Origin of the sequence: Janthinobacterium woesei (genome assembly GCF_051380875.1) — a bacterium.
GTDB lineage: Bacteria > Pseudomonadota > Gammaproteobacteria > Burkholderiales > Burkholderiaceae_D > Janthinobacterium.
Genome location: NZ_JBNYXW010000018.1, coordinates 1 through 16,830, shown reverse-complemented (window position 1 = coordinate 16,830; position 16,830 = coordinate 1). Strand labels below are relative to the sequence as shown.

The 16,830-nt window shown below is 61.3% G+C and carries 12 protein-coding genes; 5 read left to right on the top strand and 7 right to left on the bottom strand.

Features of this window, described 5'->3' with window-relative positions:
- Positions 1-2: 2 nt before the first annotated feature.
- The gene (locus ACQ4W6_RS20210; RefSeq protein WP_436568965.1) at positions 3-3,581 is read left to right on the top strand and encodes an ABC transporter permease/M1 family aminopeptidase; all 3,579 of its coding nucleotides are present in this window, start codon (positions 3-5) and stop codon (positions 3,579-3,581) included.
- A gap of 51 nt (positions 3,582-3,632) precedes the next feature.
- On the opposite strand, the gene ACQ4W6_RS20205 is transcribed toward ACQ4W6_RS20210, so the two are convergent.
- From ACQ4W6_RS20205 to ACQ4W6_RS20190, 4 genes are all read right to left on the bottom strand, one after another.
- Positions 3,633-4,010, bottom strand: coding sequence for a hypothetical protein (locus ACQ4W6_RS20205; protein WP_436568964.1), 378 nt, complete (start codon positions 4,008-4,010; stop codon positions 3,633-3,635).
- A 187-nt stretch (positions 4,011-4,197) separates the two neighbouring features.
- Positions 4,198-5,661, bottom strand: coding sequence for a catalase (locus tag ACQ4W6_RS20200; protein ID WP_436568963.1), 1,464 nt, complete (start codon positions 5,659-5,661; stop codon positions 4,198-4,200).
- 106 nt (positions 5,662-5,767) lie between these two features.
- Positions 5,768-6,424, bottom strand: coding sequence for a DsbA family protein (locus ACQ4W6_RS20195; RefSeq protein WP_436568962.1), 657 nt, complete (start codon positions 6,422-6,424; stop codon positions 5,768-5,770).
- A gap of 8 nt (positions 6,425-6,432) precedes the next feature.
- Positions 6,433-7,320 carry an MBL fold metallo-hydrolase gene (locus tag ACQ4W6_RS20190; RefSeq protein WP_436568961.1) on the bottom strand — a complete coding sequence of 296 codons (888 nt, stop codon included), beginning with the start codon at positions 7,318-7,320 and terminating at the stop codon, positions 6,433-6,435.
- A gap of 295 nt (positions 7,321-7,615) precedes the next feature.
- Between ACQ4W6_RS20190 and ACQ4W6_RS20185 the strand changes: the two genes are divergently transcribed.
- The 4 genes from ACQ4W6_RS20185 to ACQ4W6_RS20170 all read left to right on the top strand — a co-directional run bounded on the left by ACQ4W6_RS20185 (position 7,616) and on the right by ACQ4W6_RS20170 (position 11,811).
- Positions 7,616-9,067, top strand: a complete 1,452-nt coding sequence (locus tag ACQ4W6_RS20185; RefSeq protein WP_436568960.1) for an alkaline phosphatase — start codon at positions 7,616-7,618, stop codon at positions 9,065-9,067.
- 29 nt (positions 9,068-9,096) lie between these two features.
- Positions 9,097-10,506 (top strand): alkaline phosphatase, encoded by a 1,410-nt coding sequence (locus tag ACQ4W6_RS20180; protein ID WP_436568959.1) that lies wholly within the window; start codon positions 9,097-9,099, stop codon positions 10,504-10,506.
- A 77-nt stretch (positions 10,507-10,583) separates the two neighbouring features.
- Positions 10,584-11,312 (top strand): hypothetical protein, encoded by a 729-nt coding sequence (locus tag ACQ4W6_RS20175; RefSeq protein WP_436568958.1) that lies wholly within the window; start codon positions 10,584-10,586, stop codon positions 11,310-11,312.
- A 100-nt stretch (positions 11,313-11,412) separates the two neighbouring features.
- A complete protein-coding gene (locus tag ACQ4W6_RS20170; protein WP_436568957.1) occupies positions 11,413-11,811 on the top strand; it encodes a carboxymuconolactone decarboxylase family protein in 399 nt (132 codons plus the stop codon).
- Positions 11,812-11,888: 77 nt separating this feature from the next.
- Here ACQ4W6_RS20170 and ACQ4W6_RS20165 read toward each other — a convergent pair whose 3' ends face one another.
- The 3 genes from ACQ4W6_RS20165 to dprA all read right to left on the bottom strand — a co-directional run bounded on the left by ACQ4W6_RS20165 (position 11,889) and on the right by dprA (position 16,613).
- Positions 11,889-14,558, bottom strand: coding sequence for a DNA topoisomerase III (locus tag ACQ4W6_RS20165; RefSeq protein WP_436568956.1), 2,670 nt, complete (start codon positions 14,556-14,558; stop codon positions 11,889-11,891).
- 383 nt (positions 14,559-14,941) lie between these two features.
- Positions 14,942-15,406: a Smg family protein gene (locus ACQ4W6_RS20160; protein WP_436568955.1), complete on the bottom strand. Its 465-nt coding sequence runs from the start codon at positions 15,404-15,406 to the stop codon at positions 14,942-14,944.
- A 94-nt stretch (positions 15,407-15,500) separates the two neighbouring features.
- A complete protein-coding gene (dprA, locus tag ACQ4W6_RS20155) occupies positions 15,501-16,613 on the bottom strand; it encodes a DNA-processing protein DprA (protein ID WP_436568954.1) in 1,113 nt (370 codons plus the stop codon).
- Between the last annotated feature and the right edge of the window lie 217 nt (positions 16,614-16,830).

The window sequence follows — 16,830 nt, the reverse complement described above, 5'->3', positions numbered from 1 at the left end:
CCATGTTTGCCATCGCCCGTTTTGAAGCCCGGCAGCGGCTCAAGCTGCTGTCCACCTGGGTGTATTTCGCCATGTTCCTGGCGCTGGCCATGCTGTGGATGGCTGCCGCCGGCGGCGTCTTCAAGGAAGCGAGCATCAGTTTCGGCGGCAAGTTCCTGATCAACGCACCCCGTTCGCTGGCATTTACCTGCAGCCTGCTGGGCTGCTTCGGCGCCGTGGTGGTGGCCGCCATGATGGGCCGCTCGGTGCAGCAGGATTTCGAATACGGCATGCAGCATTTCTTCTTCAGCGCGCCGATCAAGAAATACCAGTATGTCTTTGGCCGCTTTCTCGGCGCCTACCTGGTGCTGGCGGTGGTGTTTTCCAGCATCGTGCTGGGCGCCTGGCTGGGTGCCTGGCTGCCCGGCATCGATCCCGAACGCCTGGGCCCGCAGCGGGCGCTGGCCTATCTGATGCCGTATGTATTTACCTTGCTGCCGAATTTGTTCATCTTCGGCGCCATCTTCTTCGTCATCGCCGCCCTGACGCGGCGCATGCTGCCCGTGTATATCAGCTCGGTCGTGATGCTGATCGGCTACCTGGTGGCGCCGTCGCTGGCGCGCGACCTCGACTACAAGACCCTGGCCGCCCTGATCGACCCGTTCGGCACCACGGCGCTGATACGTTTGACGGAATACTGGCCGAATGCCGAGCGCAACACGCGCCTGGTGACGCTGGAAGGCGTGTACCTGCTAAACCGCGCCATCTGGTCCGGCTTTGCCCTGGTGGCATTGCTGCTGGGCTACTGGCGCTTCCATTTCAACGCCGCGCCCGACGCGGGCGCCGCCAAGCGCCGCGGCGAGGGCGACGCGCCGCTGCGCCTGTCGAACGCTTCGCTGGCCACGCAGGAAACGCAGGACTTTGCGCAGCGCAAGCTGGCCGGCCTGCTCGTCAAGATGAGCTGGCTGAACCTGCGCGAAACCATCAAGAACATTTATTTTGTCGTCATCGTGCTCGCTGGCGTGCTGACCATGTATGCGGGCGCGCTCGACATGGGCTCCATGTATGGCACGAATACCTATCCGGTGACGGAAAAGGTGCTGGAACTGGTGAGCGCCTCGTTCGCCCTGTTCATGCTGGTGATCACCACCTTCTATGCGGGCGAACTGGTGTGGCGCGAACGCGAGGCCAGCATCCATTTGATGCTCGACGCCCTGCCCGTGCCGAACTGGCTGCCGCTGCTGTCGAAACTGTTTGCGCTGATCGGCCTGCAAGCGTTGCTCAGTGTGATCATCATGCTGTGCGGCATGTCGATTCAAGTCTTCAAGGGCTATTACCGCCTCGACCCTGGCCTGTATATTGAATCGCTGTTCCTGTCGCACCTGCCGTACTACGCGCTGATCGCCGTGCTGGCCATCTTCCTGCAGGTATTGATCAATCACAAGTACCTGGCGTATTTCGCCATGATTTTGTACTACATCGCCACCATCAGCTTTGCCTCGCTGGGCCTGGGTGACCCGCTCTTGCTGTACGGCAGCACGCCGGACTTCGTGTATTCGGCCATGAACGGCGCCGGCCACTATGTGTTGCGCGAACGCTGGTACTTGCTGTACTGGAGCGGTGCGGCCGTCATGCTGACGGTGCTCTCCCTGCTGTTCTGGCCCCGCGGCGCGCAAGACAGCTGGCGCATCCGCTTGCGCCTGGCGCGCCATGGCCTGACGCAAGGCGTGCTGGCCAGCTTTGCCGGCGGCCTGTTGCTCTTCGTCAGCGCCGGCGCCGTGCTGTTGTATACTTTTCATATCGCCAACGATTACAAGTCCGAGTTCGCGCGCGATGCAGACCGCGCCAGTGTCGAGCGCCAGTACCGCAAGTTTGCCGCCACGCCGCAGCCGCGCGTGACGGACGTGAAACTCGACGTATCGATCTACCCGGCGCAGCGCACGCTGGCCGTGAAGGGCCGCTACGAGCTGCAAAACAAGACCAGCTTGCCCATCAGCCAGATCCTGGTGCAGCAAGACCCGACCTCGACCATGCGTTTGCGTTTCGATACGCGCGTGCATCCTGGCCTCGATGACAGCAAACTGGGCTTTTACAGCTACCGCCTGGCCACGCCGCTGGCGCCTGGCGCCACCCTGGGCCTCGATTTCGATATTTCCTACGCCCCGCGCGGCATCTTCGGCCTGGGCCAGGACACGCCCGTGGTAGCCAACGGCACTTTCTTCACGCATGCCGTGCTGCCGCACATCGGCTACCAGGCACAGCTGGAACTGACGGACACGCGCGACCGCAAGAAACACGGCTTGCCGCCGCGCGCGCGGGCCTTGCCGCGCGACGACGCCAGGGGCCTGGCCGACAATGACGTCAGCAACGATGCCGACCGCATCCGTTTTGACGCCACCGTCAGCACCATCGACGGCCAGACGGCCATCGCGCCTGGCATGCTGGACAAGGACTGGATCGCCAATGGCCGCCATTATTTCCATTACACGCTGGACCAGCCTATCCTCAATTTCTACTCATTCCAGTCGGCCCGCTACGCCGTCAAGCATGAACGCTGGCAAGATGTCTCCATCGACGTGTATTACCATCCTGGCCACGAATTCAACCTCGACCGCTTCGTGCGCGGCAGCAAGGAAGCGCTCGAGTACTACACCAAGCATTTTGGCCCCTACCAGCACAAGATCTTGCGCATCGTCGAGTTCCCCCGCTACGCCACCTATGCGCAATCGTTCCCGAACACCATCCCGTACTCGGAAGGACTGGGCTTCATCGCCAAGGTGGACGACAAGAATCCGAAGGATCTCGATTACCCGTTCTACATCACGGCGCATGAAGTGGCGCACCAGTGGTGGGGGCATCAATTGGTGGGCGGCAATACGCGGGGCGCTACCGTGCTCAGCGAAACCCTGGCCGAATACTCGGCCCTGATGGTGATGAAGAAAACCGTGGGGCCGGCCAAGATGCGCCGCTTCCTGCGCTATGACCTGAATCAATACCTGATGGGGCGCAGCGAAGAACGCCAGCAGGAATTGCCGCTGGCCGACAATGAAAACCAGGCTTACATCCATTACCACAAGGGCAGCCTGGCCATGTATTTGCTGCAGGACATCATAGGCGAAGACAAGGTCAACGGCGTGCTGCGCGACTTGATCAAGACCTATGGCCAGAAAGGTCCGCCGTACGCCAGCGTGACGGCCCTGATCGACGGCTTGCGCAAGGTCACGCCGCCAGAGCAGGCTACGCTGATCGACGATCTGTTCGAGAAAATCGTGCTGTTTGACAACCGCGCGCTGTCGGCCACGGCCACAAAACGCAGCGATGGCAAGTACGTCGTCAGCGTGAAGGTGCAGGCAAGCAAGCTGGTCGCTGGCGCACAGGGCGAAGAACATGACGCGCCCTTGAATGACTTGATCGAGATCGGCGTCGACGACGCCAATGACCATCCGCTGCTGCGCGAACGCCAGCGCATGACGGCGCGCGAGGCAAGTTATACGCTCATCGTCAATGCACGACCGGGCAAGGCTGGCATCGATCCCGACAACAAGTTGATCGACCGCAAGCCGGACGACAATATGCTGACAGTCGATATAGCCGAACCGTAAAAAAATGGCCGCCCTGCACAGGCGGCCATTTTTTTCCATCTCAAACAGGCATCAAGCCGCGACAGGAAGCGTAACGATGCTCAGGCTGATGCCCATCTCCGTCAGGTGCTGCATGTCGGCCAGGGTCAGGTCGAGCGGCGCGCCGGAGGTATCGTCGCCGTTCAATTCGAGTTGCAGCTCGGCCACGATGCGCGGCATGGTAAACGTGACGCCGCGCGAACGGCATTCTGCCAGGTAGCTGCGTATGCGCGCTGGCAACACTTGCGGCTTGGACGCTTGCACGATGACCACGTCGAAGCCGGAATCGAGATACACGCGCCCCTGCCCCTTTGCCTCGCCCTTGCGCCATTCGCGTTCCGGATCGGTGGGCAAGGCTTCGAGGATGGATTTGAGCGTGGGATCGTCCCCATGCACCGACAATTTCGCCATGTTCATATTGCAAGACTTTCTAGTCAGGACGCCGCCAGGAAGGCGGCGCGATCATCAGAGCGACAAGTCTACGCATGCAAGGCAAATATGTCCATACGGCAATATTTAATATCAACACATAATTTGTGCTGTATCAACAACAGACGCAACAACAGGCGCAAGCAGCTTGTTGCGCCTGCCACCGCTTTTACAGCGCCACGCGCCGCGCCTGCAAGGCAGCGCGCACGCCGGCGCCGTAGGCAGCGTCGGCCTGGTCGAATTGCGCCAGCTGACGCTGCAACGTTTCTGGCAGCACCTGGCTCAAGGCCCCGGCCAGGTTGTCGAACAGGTTTTGCTTTGCCTGTGCCGGCATCAGGCGGAACAGATTGCCGGCCTGCGTGAAATCGTCTTCCACGCCGCGCCCATCATAGCGCGCCGCGCCACCTGCCAGCGCCAGCGACGGCTCGCCATGGCCCAGTCCTTGCGGCTGCGTGCCTGCCGCAGCCACGTTCGCATAATTGCGCGCCGCGCCGCCATTGTTGATCGCCATGCCGCCGTCGCGCTGCTGGTTGTGGAAGGGACAACGGGCCGCATTCACGGGCAAATGCTGGTGGTTCGTGCCGACGCGGTACAGCTGGGCGTCGTGGTAGGCGAACAGCCGGCCTTGCAGCATCTTGTCCGGCGAGTAGCCCATGCCCGGCACGGCGTTGGCGGGCGAAAAGGCTGCCTGCTCGACTTCCGCGTGGTAATTGTCCGGGTTGCGGTTCAGTTCGAAAATGCCCACCGGCAGCAGCGGGAAGTGCGCATGCGGCCACACTTTCGTCAAGTCGAACGGATTCCAGCCCGTGCGCTGCTCCCATGCTTCCAACTGCTCTTCGGTTGCCACCTGCAGCTTGACTTCCCACTGCGGGAAATCGCCCCGTTCGATGGCGCCGAACAAGTCGCGCTGGGCGTAGTCGGGGTCGGCACCGGCCAAACGGCCCGCTTCAGCTGCGGACAGATTCTTGATGCCCTGGCGCGTCTTGAAATGCCATTTCACATACACGCGCTGGCCGTCGGCATTGATCAGGCTATACGTATGGCTGCCGAAGCCATCCATGTGACGGTAGCCGTCCGGCGTGCCCCGGTCCGAGAACAGCATGGTGACCTGGTGCAGGCTTTCCGGCGCATGGCTCCAGAAGTCGAACATCATTTCCGCCGATTTCAGGTTGCTGTGCGGATCGCGCTTTTGCGTACGCACAAAGTCGGGAAACTTGATGGGGTCTTTGATGAAAAACATGGGCGTGTTGTTGCCGACCAAATCCCAGTTGCCTTCTTCCGTATAGAAACGCAGCGCAAAGCCGCGCGGGTCGCGTTCCGTGTCGGCACTGCCGCGTTCGCCGCCAACGGTGGAAAAGCGGGCGAAAGTCGCCGTCTGCTTGCCCACCTCGGCAAACAGCCTGGCCTTGGTGTAGCGTGAAATATCGTGCGTGACGGTGAAGGTGCCGTAGGCGCCCGAACCGTTCGCATGCACCACGCGCTCGGGGATGCGCTCGCGGTTGAAATGCTGGAGCTTTTCGATCAGGTGGAAGTCTTGCAGCAGCAAAGGGCCGCGAGGGCCGGCGCTGATGGAATTCTGGTTATCGGCGACGGGAATGCCCGACGCGGTGCTGAATGGCGGCTGTTGGCTCATGACTGCTTTTCCTTCGTTGTTGACTGATGCAAACAGTGTAACGAGTGCAACAACAAAGGAAAAGCTAATTGATTTTATCGGTTCGATAGATATTTACAATATTGCTTTACAAGACGCATCCTTGCGCGCCACAAGCGCCAGCCAATTGCGCCTGCAACTTGTCCGGCTGGCCCAGGAAGGCGCCGATATCGATCACGGCCAGCTTGCCGCTGCCATCGTCGAACACGAACGTGGGAAAGCCTTGGCCGGCCACTTGCGCCAGCAGGGCGCGGCTGGCAGCGATATGCTGCTGCGTGGCCGCGCCCGCTTGCTGCGCATACGCCGCTTCGAAGGCAGCGCCGTCCATGCCCAGCTGCTGCGCCAGCGCCACCAGCACGGGCAGCTCGGCGATGCGCAAGCCTTCCACATAGTGGGCGCGCTGCACGCGCTGCAGCATGTCCAGGCCCTTGCCGGCCAGCGCCTCGGCCGCCAGGATGGCCGTGATGGGCGGCTCGGAATCCATCATTGCCGTGGTGTCGTTCAGCAAGCCATGCAGATAGGCGTCGCCAAACGGCTGGCCGGACAATTGCTCGATGCGCCGGTCATGCGGCAGGACATAGCCGCGCCAGGCGGGCGTGATCTGGCGGCGATTGCTGCCCGTCATCATGCCGCCGCCGTGGAACGCCACCGCCAGGCCCGCTACGGCGCGCGCCGCCTCGACCAGCGGCGCGGCGCCATAGCACCAGCCGCACAGGGGATCGAAAATGTAATGCAGTGTAGGCATGTTGCTGCTTACCATGGCATTTCCCCCTTCGCCACCTTGGCGCTGGTCTCCAATGCGCCGTCGAGGCCCAGGTTCGGGTAGTGCTGCTTCATGGCCACGATCAGGGCGGCTGAGTTGGCCGCCTTTGCCGTTTCAGCTTCGAACGTCACCAGGTAGTCGCGCGTAAAGCCGATGCTGTCAGGAGAAAATTGAGCAACCCCGGCCGAACCGGGCTTGAAGTGGCCCGGCACAACGGTGACGGGATGCAAGGCGGCAATACCATCGAGGGTCTTGAGCCAGTCCTGGCGCGATTGCGCGCTTTGCGTATCGGCCGTCCACACGTGCAAGTGAGCAAACAGCACCACGCCGCCCACCACTGCCTTGATCGATGGTATCCACACATAGGTGCGCGATGGCGTGGGGCCGGCCACATGCAGCGCCTGGCCCTCCAAAATGATGCGCTGGCCCGTCAAAGCTTGCGGAATGACGATGCTGCGCGGCGCATTGTCTTTCAGGATAGGCCCCCAGTAGGACACTTTGGCGTCAGCCTTGCGGCGAATTTCCGCCACGGTGGCTGGCGTGGCGACGATTTTTGCCTGTGGGAAAGCCGCCTTGATCACGTCGAGGCCGAAATAAAAATCCGGGTCGCTGTGGCTGATGTAGACGGTCGTCAGTTTCTTGCCGCTGGCACGGATCTTTTCCACCAGTTTTTGCGCTTCGGCACGCGAGAATTGCGCATCGATCAGCACGGCGTCATGCTTGCCCGCCACCAGCACGGAAGCGACGGGAAAGATGGCCGCTTCGCCCGGATTGAACACTTCCAGCGTCAGCGGCGCGGAGGCGGCAGCCGCAGCCGAGGCGGCGCCGGCGGCGAACACGGTGGAAACAAGAACGCTGCTAATGGTTTTCGAGAACATGATGCGCCTTCACAAGATGATGGGGATGCGAACATCTTACGTTGCTCAATCCGGTAGAAAAACCCGATAAAGCGCAATAGTTTATTGCTCAATTCGATGTAATTGGCGGCTGCGCTGCCACTGCTGGCCAGAAAACCACGTTGTACACACGGTGTTTTTTTCCACCGATGACGTGCGATAAAGCAACACTGCAGGCAACAGCGTAGCGCCGTGGCGAAACCCGTCACATCGTCATAATGGTGTCACATTGGATTGTTATCTTGCTAGCTCTTTCAAACCTAGCCGGATGAACCACATGACACGCAGAAAAATTTCCGTCGCTGGCTGCAGCGTCGCCATTACCCTGATGCTGGCCGCCTGCGGCAGCGACGCAAAAAAAGAAGAGGTGGTGGTCGAAGCGCCGCCGAAAAACGTCATCTTTTTCCTTGGCGACGGCATGGGCCTGACCACCATGACGGCCGCGCGCATCTATTCGGTGGGCGAAGACGGTTCGCTGACCATGGATACCTTGCCGGAAACGGCTTTCGTCAAGACCTTCTCGAACGATGCGCAAGTGACCGACAGCGCGCCATCGATGGCCGCCTACATGACGGGCGTCAAGATGAACAATGAAGTCATCTCGATGTCGGCCAACACGCTGGCCATCGATCCGGGCCTGGATGCCAACGGCAACAAGCTGGTCAACAAATGCGGCACCGGCAACGGCACGCCCGCCACCACCCTGCTGGAACTGGCCAAGGCCAAGGGCTTCGCCGCTGGCGTCGTCAGCACGGCGCGCGTCACGCACGCCACGCCGGCAGCCACGTATTCGCACATCTGCCACCGCGACCTGGAAAACGATATCGCCGCAGCCCTCGTGCCGGGCGGCACCGGCTACAACAGCGCCCTGGGCAGCACCGGCCTGGAAGTGGTATTGGGCGGCGGCGCGCAATTTTTCACGCCATTCAAGGATGGCGGCAAGCGCGCCGATGGCCGCGACCTGGTGGCCGAACTGAAAGCCAAAAGCTACACCATCGCCAACAACGCCACCGACTTCAAGGCTGTCGATGCTGCCAAGACAGAGCGTCTGTTCGGCGTATTCACCGCCAGCCACATGAGCTACGACTTGGACCGCGATGCGGCGAAGGAACCTAGCCTGGCGGAAATGACCACCAAGGCCATGGATGTGTTGGCCAAGAACAAGAAAGGCTATTTCCTGATGGTCGAGGGTGGACGCATCGACCATGCGCTGCACGAAACGACGGCCAAGAAAGCGCTACAAGACACGGTTGCATTCGATAACGCCATCAAGGCAGCCATCGAAAAAGCCAAGCTCAGCGACCCGACCCTGGCCAATACCCTGATCGTCGTCACGGCCGACCATGACCATACGCTGGTGCTGAACGGCTACGCCAAGCGCACGGGCAAGACGGCTGCCGGCAACCCTGGCGTGCTGGGCCTGGTGAAGAACTACGTCACCGGCGCCGTCGAAAAAGACCTGGACGGCGCACCGTATTCGATCATCGGCTTCGGCAATGGCGAAAACCGCACGCAGTCGAGCCGCGCCGCCATGGCCAGCCTCGACGACACCGTCACCAGCGCCAATATGTACCACCAGGAAGCGGTCATCCGCACCACGGCCGGCAATGAAACCCACGGCGGCACCGACGTCTTCCTGGGCGCCATCGGCAAGGGTTCGGAAACCTTCCTGGGCACCATCGACAACACCAAAGTATTCGGCCTGGTCAAGACCGCCGGCGGTCTGTAATCACCAAGAGACAAGAATTGGACAAGCATATGAAACTCGCATTGAAACCCGCCCTGAAACTCTCTTTGCTGGCCACGCTCGTGGCCGCCAGCGTTGCCAGCGCCTACGCCGCCGACGCCAAGAACGTCATATTCTTCCTCGGCGATGGCATGGGTCCATCGACCGTGACGGCGTCGCGCATCTACAAATACGGCGAAGACGGCAGCCTGAACATGGACAAGCTGGAGCGCACGGCGCGCATCAAGACGTTCTCGAACGATGCGCAAACGACGGACAGCGCGCCTTCGATGGCCGCCTACATGACCGGCGTCAAGATGAACAATGAAGTCATCTCGATGGCGCAGGACACCATCGCCAAGGAGCCTGGCCGCGACGCCAACGGCAACCTGGGCGTGGACAACTGCCCGGCCGGCGGCAAGAGCGTGCCAACCATCCTGGAACTGGCGAAAGCCAAGGGCAAGGCCGTGGGCGCCATCACCACCACCGAACTGACGCACGCCACGCCGGCCACCACGTTCTCGCACATCTGCAACCGCAATGCGCAATATGCGATTGCCGCGCAAAGCGTGCCGGGCGGCGCGGGCTACAACGCCGCCCTGCTGGACGGCATCGATGTGCTGATGGGTGGCGGACGCAACCATTACACGCCATGGTCGGCCGCCAACAAGTTCGGCCGCGCCGATGGCCGCAACCTGCTGACGGAATTTGCCGCCAAGGGCTACACCGTGGCCGCGACGAAAGCGGACATGGCGGCAGCGCCGAACAACAAGAAATTCATCGGCCTGTACAGCACCCGCAGCCACCTGGAATACGAACTGGACCGCACCGCTACGCCGCCGCTGGGCGAAGGCGCGACGCAGCCTAGCCTGTCGGAAATGACGGTCAAAGCCATCGACTTGCTGTCGCAAAACAGCAATGGCTATTTCCTGATGGTCGAAGGGGGCCGCATCGACCACGCCTTGCACGGCATCAATGCCAAGCGCGCGCTGACCGATACCATCGCCTTCGACGACGCCATCAAGGCCGCCATCGACAAGATCAAGCTGACCGATCCGACCCTGGCCAATACCCTGATCGTCGTCACGGCCGACCATGACCACACTCTGGCGTTCAACGGCTACGGCAAGCGCGGCAATCCTATCCTCGACATCAACCGCGGCTACAAGGATAACCTGCCAAGCAAGGATGCCGACGGCAATACCTACACCACGCTAGTGTTCGGTAACGGTCCGAACCGTCCTGACCTGCGCACGAATGTCGACAGCGCCACGGCACTGAAAGACAATTACCTGCAAGAAACAGGCGTGCGCCTGGCCAGCGAAACCCACGGCGGCGGCGACGTCAAGCTGCTGGCCACGGGCGCCGGCGCCAAGACCTTCAAAGGCACCCTGGACAATACCAAGGTATTTGACTTGCTGAAGGCGGCATTCGGTTTTTGATGTAGCGCAACAAGCGTAGTCCCACCGGGGCGGATGGCAGCGAGCCTCCGCCCCCTTTGCACAATAAAGGCCACACCATGAAACCGACCCTGATCGCCGTCCTCCTCGCCGCCGGCTTCGCTGCCTCAGCGCAAGCGGCGCCCGCCGCCCCTGCCGACCTGGACCTGGGCATCACCTACTACAGCCGCGTACTGACGCCCGAAGGCGTGACGCGCGAAAGCCGCTACGAAGAAAAGATGCTGCGCCGCCCCGGCCACGTATGGGTCGAGCGCGTGCTGGCGCCAGCGACCGACGCGCATGCGGGACACGCGCATGGCGAAAACAAGAAAGTGGCGCTGAAAACCGCGACGACGGCCACGCAGCATGAACACAAGCACTTCAATCCCGTGCTGATCCCCCGCCACGTGATGCTGGAAAAGAACACCGTACGCGTGGAATACATCGATGCCCACGACAAGATCGTGGTGGCGATCCCGAAGGCGGAATACGAGAACGTGAATTTCGACGGTTCCTGGGAAAACAGTTTTTACCTGCTGGACCCGAAACTGGTGGCCGCCATGCCGCTGGCCAGACAGGCATCGAACGTGCCGGGCGCGCGCTGGCGCGAAGTGGAAAAAAATGGCGTGTTCCAGCGCATCTTGTGGGATGAGCAAAAACAGATTCCCCTGATCATCGAAAGCGGCGACCGCGCCAATACTTTCTATCGCCGCGTCGACGTCAAGCTGCAGCCGACCGTCAGCAAGGCGCAGCCGTGGGCAAATCTGCAACACTACGCGCAGCGCGAATACTCCGACTATCTCGATTAAGCACGCCACACAGCGCTACGCTTGATTCGCGCATGACTCGTGCTTGACCAGCGCATGCCCGCTCGCTAGTATCTGAAAGGTACAGCAACGGGAGCGCGGCATGGATGAACAATTCGAGAATGGTTTGCGCATGCGCAAACAAGTGATGGGCGACGCCTTTGTCGAGCAAGCCTTTGCCCGCGTCGACGCCTTCACGGCCCCCTTGCAGGACTTCGTCACGCGCAACGCCTGGGGCACGACATGGTGCCGCGACGGCCTCGACTTGAAAACGCGCAGCCTGGCCACCATTGCCATGCTGACAGCCCTGGGCCGCGCCCAAGAGCTGCGCGGCCATGTGCGCGGCGCAGTCAACAATGGTGCCTCCATGAAAGAAATCCAGGAAGTGCTGCTGCACGCAGCCGTGTATTGCGGCATGCCGCTGGCCATCGACGCCTTCCGCTCGGCACATGAAGTGCTCAAAGAAATGGGCCTGGTGGAAGCGGCGGCGCCGCCCGCCTGAGCATCGGCAAGTAACATCGCACCGTAAAAAAAGCCAGGGAGCGATCCCTGGCTTTCGTCTGGCTGACTGGCGCCGGATTACTCCGCCGCCGCTGCTGCCTTCTTCGCCGGTGCCTTCTTGGCGGCCGGCTTTTTCACGCTCGTCGCCTTCTTCGCCGGCGCCTTTTTCACCGCCGTGGCTTTCTTGGCGGCCGTTTTCTTCGCTGGCGCGGCGCCTTCTTCACCGTCGACCTCGGCAGCTGCCGCCTTTGCCTTGGCGCCCGGCTTGGCCTTGCGTTCTTCAAACTCGAAGCTCACCTTGCCATCCTTGCCGCGCACGAGGAAAGCCTTGAACGGACGGCGCGTACGCTGGGATACAAAGCCCGGCAGCAAGTCAGTCTTGCCATCGTTGAGCAGTTTTGCCATTTGTTCCGGCAAGATTTCCTGCTGCAAGATGATGCGGCCACTGCGGAAATCGCACGTTTTTGGCTTGGCCATGCTGTGTTCGCACACATAGGCCAGGCCCATTTCATACACGCCGGCATTGCACTTGGGACAAGGTCCCACGGGCGTCTGGCCAGTGAAATCGACGCCTTCGCCATCTTCGCTCTCGTCGTTCTGGCCGAAATCGAATTCCAGCTTGAAATTCTTGATCTCTTCATCGCGCACGATGCGCAGGATGGCGGCGAACGGACGGCCCATCTTCGAACGGAAGCCTTGCAGCGGGCCGATGGTACGGTCCTTCAGCAATTGTTCCACTTCGGCGATTTCGAACTGGCGCGAACCCGGTGTCTTGCTCATCGAAAATTCGCACTTGGTGCAGGCGAAACGGCGATAGTTTTCCTTCACCACGCCGCTGCAATTCGGGCACGGCGTTACCAATGTGGCGTAGTCGCCGGGAATCGTGTCGTTATCGTATTCCTTCGCGCGCTTGACGATGATTTGCGTCATCTGCGCGATTTCACGCATGAATTCTTCGCGCGAAATTTTGCCTTTTTCCATCTGCGACAGCTTGTATTCCCACTCGCCAGTCAGCTCTGGCGCCGTCAATTCATTGACGCCCAGGCCTTTCAACAAGGTCATCAGCTGCGATGCCTTGGCCGTCGGGATCAGTTCGCGGCCTTCGCGGATCAGGTAACGTTCTGTCAGCAAGCCCTCGATGGTGGCCGCGCGCGTCGCCGGCGTGCCCAGGCCTTTGCCGGCCATCGCATCGCGCAGCTCGTCATCGTCGATCAGCTTGCCGGCGCCTTCCATGGCCGACAGCAACGTCGCCTCGGTATAGCGCGCGGGCGGTTTCGTCACCAGGCCGTTGGCATTGACGCTTTCCGTCTGCACTTTCTCGCCCTTGGCTACCGGCACCAGGTTGCCGTTGCCATTGCTTTCCTTGTCGGCGTCCGTCGAGGCTTCCTTGCCATAGATGGCCAGCCAGCCCGGATTGGTCATGACCTTGCCTTCAGTCTTGAACTGATGGCCTGACACTTCCGTATAGCGCGTGGTGACCTGGAATTCCGCAGGCGGGAAGAACACGGCCATGAAGCGGCGCGTGACCAGGTCGTACAGCTTTTGTTCCGGTTCGGACAGGTTTTTCGGCGCGATCGTCGTCGGGATGATCGCGAAGTGATCCGAGATCTTGGTGTTGTCGAAGATGCGCTTGTTCGGCTTGACCCAGCCCTTGTCGATGATCTGCTTGGCGAACTGGTGGTAGTTGCTGTTTTCCTTGACCGTTTCGAGCGCCTGCATGACGGTCGGAATGTAGTCTTCCGGCAAGTGGCGCGAATCGGTACGCGGATACGTCAAGACCTTGTGCTTTTCATACAGCGCCTGGGCCAGGCCCAGGGTGTTCTTGGCAGAGAAACCGAAACGCGAGTTCGCTTCGCGCTGCAGGCTGGTCAGGTCGAACAGGCCCGGCGCCATCGAGGTGGTCGGTTTCGATTCTTCCGTGACGATACCCTGGCGGCCGCGGCAGGCAGTGGCGATCGAGTCGGCAGCCGTCTTGCTCCACAGGCGCTCGGCGCGCTTCTCGGGGTCGTTCTCGTCCTTCTTGAACTTCGTGTCGAGCCAGCGGCCTTCATAGATGCCAGCCGCGCAGACGAATTCGGCGCGCACTTCCCAGAAGTCGCGCGATACGAATTTCTTGATCTTGTCTTCGCGTTCGACCACGATCGACAGGGTCGGCGTCTGCACGCGGCCCACGGTGGTCAGGTAAAAACCGCCTTCTTTCGAATTAAACGCCGTCATGGCACGCGTGCCATTGATGCCGATCAACCAATCGGCTTCCGAACGGCAACGCGCCGCGTCGGCCAGCGGCAGCATTTCTTCGTCGCTGCGCAGGTGCGAGAAACCGTCGCGGATGGCGCCCGGCGTCATCGACTGCAGCCACAGGCGCTTGACCGGTTGCTTGGCCTTGGCGTTTTGCGCGATCAGGCGGAAAATCAGCTCGCCTTCCCGCCCCGCATCGCATGCGTTGATGAGGGTGGTAACGTCTTTGCGTTTGATCAGCTTGTTTAATACTTTGAGGCGCGCTTCCGTCTTGGCGATCGGGTTCAGCGCGAAATACGGTGGAATCATCGGCAAGTGCGCGAAACTCCATTTGCCGCGCTTCACGTCGAATTCTTCCGGTACGGCGATCTCCAGCAAGTGGCCCACCGCCGACGACAGAACGTATTCATCCGATTCAAAGTACTCATCGTGCTTGGTAAAGCCGCCAAGCGTCTTCGCGATATCGTTCGCGACAGAAGGCTTCTCGGCGATGATGAGGGTTTTTGTCATATTTTTTAGTCTCGAAAAATGCTCTAGGATAGTTTCAGCATGCGCATCATACAGTGCAATGCCAGGCGTCGACGCTTTTGTCTGCGCAAGGCCCTGTGACTTATGGTCTTGTCAAGCGGCCAATGATAAGCGCCTATTGAAGAATTCGGCAAGTTATCTGCAAGCAAGAATGCGCAGGCGTAAACACCGTTACCTGGCGTGCGCGCTGGAGCATCATATACGCATTGCATATTAAAGGGGATGGCGCGGCAGCGGCGCCAGAGTCAGGCAGCAATTGCGCAGGGGGTGCTGCAAGGTGCCATAAAAATGTTCAGGGCAAGGCGCAGCGTTGCAGACAGTAGCCAGTACGGCAAGACGCTGCAACGCCGCCATGGACGTTTTTATTAGTGTAACAGGCGCGGCGGGAGGTCTTCGTCGTCGATGAACAGATCGTCGAACATCAAGGCATCCGGCTCCTTGCCCTGGCTCCACAGCAGCATCAGCACGATGACTTTCAGCTTGCCCAGCGAAACGGGGGCCTCGTCGAGCGCCAGCGCCCGCTCGATGACGATTTCGCGCTGCAGCGGCGAGACCACCTTGGCGCTTTCGAGGAACTGGATGAAGCCGATGGCGGCCGTGCCCAACACGTCGCTTTCCTGTTTCACATAAAAGCGCGTACCCGTCGAGCTGGCCGTCAGGGTTTGCTCGACGCCGGCCATGGCGTTCAAGTCCGTCAGCCAGACCAGTGCCTCGGAAATCTCCACGTCGTCGAAACCGACGGCCGACAGTTTGCGCGCCAGGGCTGCCGGCTCGGGGCAGGCATCGGGGCGATAGTAAGTCTCGTAGAGGTACACCAGGATATCGAACATGGCTCTACTCTAGCAGCTAAGTTCGCTGGGGCACAAGGGTGCGCCGTGACAAAGCACGGCCATGCGGCGTGGCCGCCACACAAGTGACAAGCTGTCATTTACAGCGTTGAAACAGTCCTCCCGGCAAGCGCTCCACCAAGCCCGCCAGCTCCAGCGCCAGCAATTCGCCCATCAGCGCGCCCATGGCCAGGCCACTGCGCGCGGCCAGGGTGTCGGCATCGACGGGATCGTGGCCCAGCGCGGCCAGCAACGGCGCGTCGGCCTGCGCTGCATCAGCCGCTGCCGGCACGCTGGAGGTGCCGCCCAGCCACTGCAACTCTTGCAGCACGTCATCGACCGACTCGACCAGCTTGGCGCCCTGCTTGATCAGCGCATGGCAGCCCTTGGCCAGGGTCGAGTGTATCGAGCCGGGCAAGGCATACACATCGCGCCCCTGCTCAGCGGCAAGGCGCGCCGTGATCAATGAGCCCGAATGCGCCGCCGCCTCGATCACCAGCACACCGCGCGCCAAGCCGCTGATCAGGCGGTTGCGGCGCGGAAAGTTACTCGGCATGGCGGGCAAGCCCAGCGCGTACTCGCTGACGATGCAGCCTTGCACGGCAATTCTTTGCGCCAGATCAAGGTTGCGCCGCGGATAGACCAAATCGGCGCCAGTGCCGATCACGGCCACGGTGGCGCCCTCGCCGCGCAAGCCGCCCTCGTGCGCGTGCGTGTCGATGCCCAGCGCCAGGCCGGAAATGATGCTCAGGCCGGCCACGCTCAAGGCTTGCGCAAACGCGGCCGCGTTCTGCATGCCTTGCGCACTGGCATTGCGGCTGCCGACGATGGCCACGCTGGGCCGCGACAGCAGTTCGATGCGGCCGCGTACGTACAGCAGCAGTGGCGGATCGGCAATTTCCAGCAGCAGCGGCGGATACGCGGGGTCCGCCAGGGTCAGCACGGCATTGCCGGGGCGCTGCAGCCACTGCAAGGTCAGCTCCAGCTGGCTGTTGACCAGCGGCTTGGGCGGCTCGGCGATGGCGCGCGCCACGCTGGCTGGCACCACCTCGCGCAAGGCCTCGAATGGGGTGGCGAAGATGTGCTGCGGCAAGCCGAAGCGGCCCAGCAAGGCACGCGCCACCACCGGCCCCACGCCGGGCAGATACTGCAGGCGCAGCCAGCCCGCCAGTTCCGTGGCAGTGTCTGCCGTCGCGGCAATTGCATGCATGACAACCTCGCTCAGTGCTGTACCACCTTCATGCTAGCGGCACGGCGCGCACGCGATGCCGACGCGCGCAAGGATGTACTCAATAGCGGGGCAAAAAGGCCAGGGCGATTGCATGAAGCATCAAGTCGGCAAGCCCAAGACCTTGGCGAGATAGTCGGCACTCCAGCCAGCTTTTAAGCGTTTGGTAGCGATGCCGACCTTGGTCGACTTTTCATTT

Coding starts and splice junctions, on each gene's coding strand:
- ACQ4W6_RS20205 (WP_436568964.1), bottom strand. CDS start 4,010: ATGGCGAAATTGTCGGTGCATGGGGACGATCCCACGCTCAAATCCATC.
- ACQ4W6_RS20190 (WP_436568961.1), bottom strand. CDS start 7,320: ATGTTCTCGAAAACCATTAGCAGCGTTCTTGTTTCCACCGTGTTCGCC.
- ACQ4W6_RS20180 (WP_436568959.1), top strand. CDS start 9,097: ATGAAACTCGCATTGAAACCCGCCCTGAAACTCTCTTTGCTGGCCACG.
- ACQ4W6_RS20160 (WP_436568955.1), bottom strand. CDS start 15,406: ATGTTCGATATCCTGGTGTACCTCTACGAGACTTACTATCGCCCCGAT.
- ACQ4W6_RS20175 (WP_436568958.1), top strand. CDS start 10,584: ATGAAACCGACCCTGATCGCCGTCCTCCTCGCCGCCGGCTTCGCTGCC.
- ACQ4W6_RS20185 (WP_436568960.1), top strand. CDS start 7,616: ATGACACGCAGAAAAATTTCCGTCGCTGGCTGCAGCGTCGCCATTACC.
- ACQ4W6_RS20170 (WP_436568957.1), top strand. CDS start 11,413: ATGGATGAACAATTCGAGAATGGTTTGCGCATGCGCAAACAAGTGATG.
- dprA (WP_436568954.1), bottom strand. CDS start 16,613: ATGCATGCAATTGCCGCGACGGCAGACACTGCCACGGAACTGGCGGGC.
- ACQ4W6_RS20210 (WP_436568965.1), top strand. CDS start 3: ATGTTTGCCATCGCCCGTTTTGAAGCCCGGCAGCGGCTCAAGCTGCTG.
- ACQ4W6_RS20165 (WP_436568956.1), bottom strand. CDS start 14,558: ATGACAAAAACCCTCATCATCGCCGAGAAGCCTTCTGTCGCGAACGAT.
- ACQ4W6_RS20195 (WP_436568962.1), bottom strand. CDS start 6,424: ATGCCTACACTGCATTACATTTTCGATCCCCTGTGCGGCTGGTGCTAT.
- ACQ4W6_RS20200 (WP_436568963.1), bottom strand. CDS start 5,661: ATGAGCCAACAGCCGCCATTCAGCACCGCGTCGGGCATTCCCGTCGCC.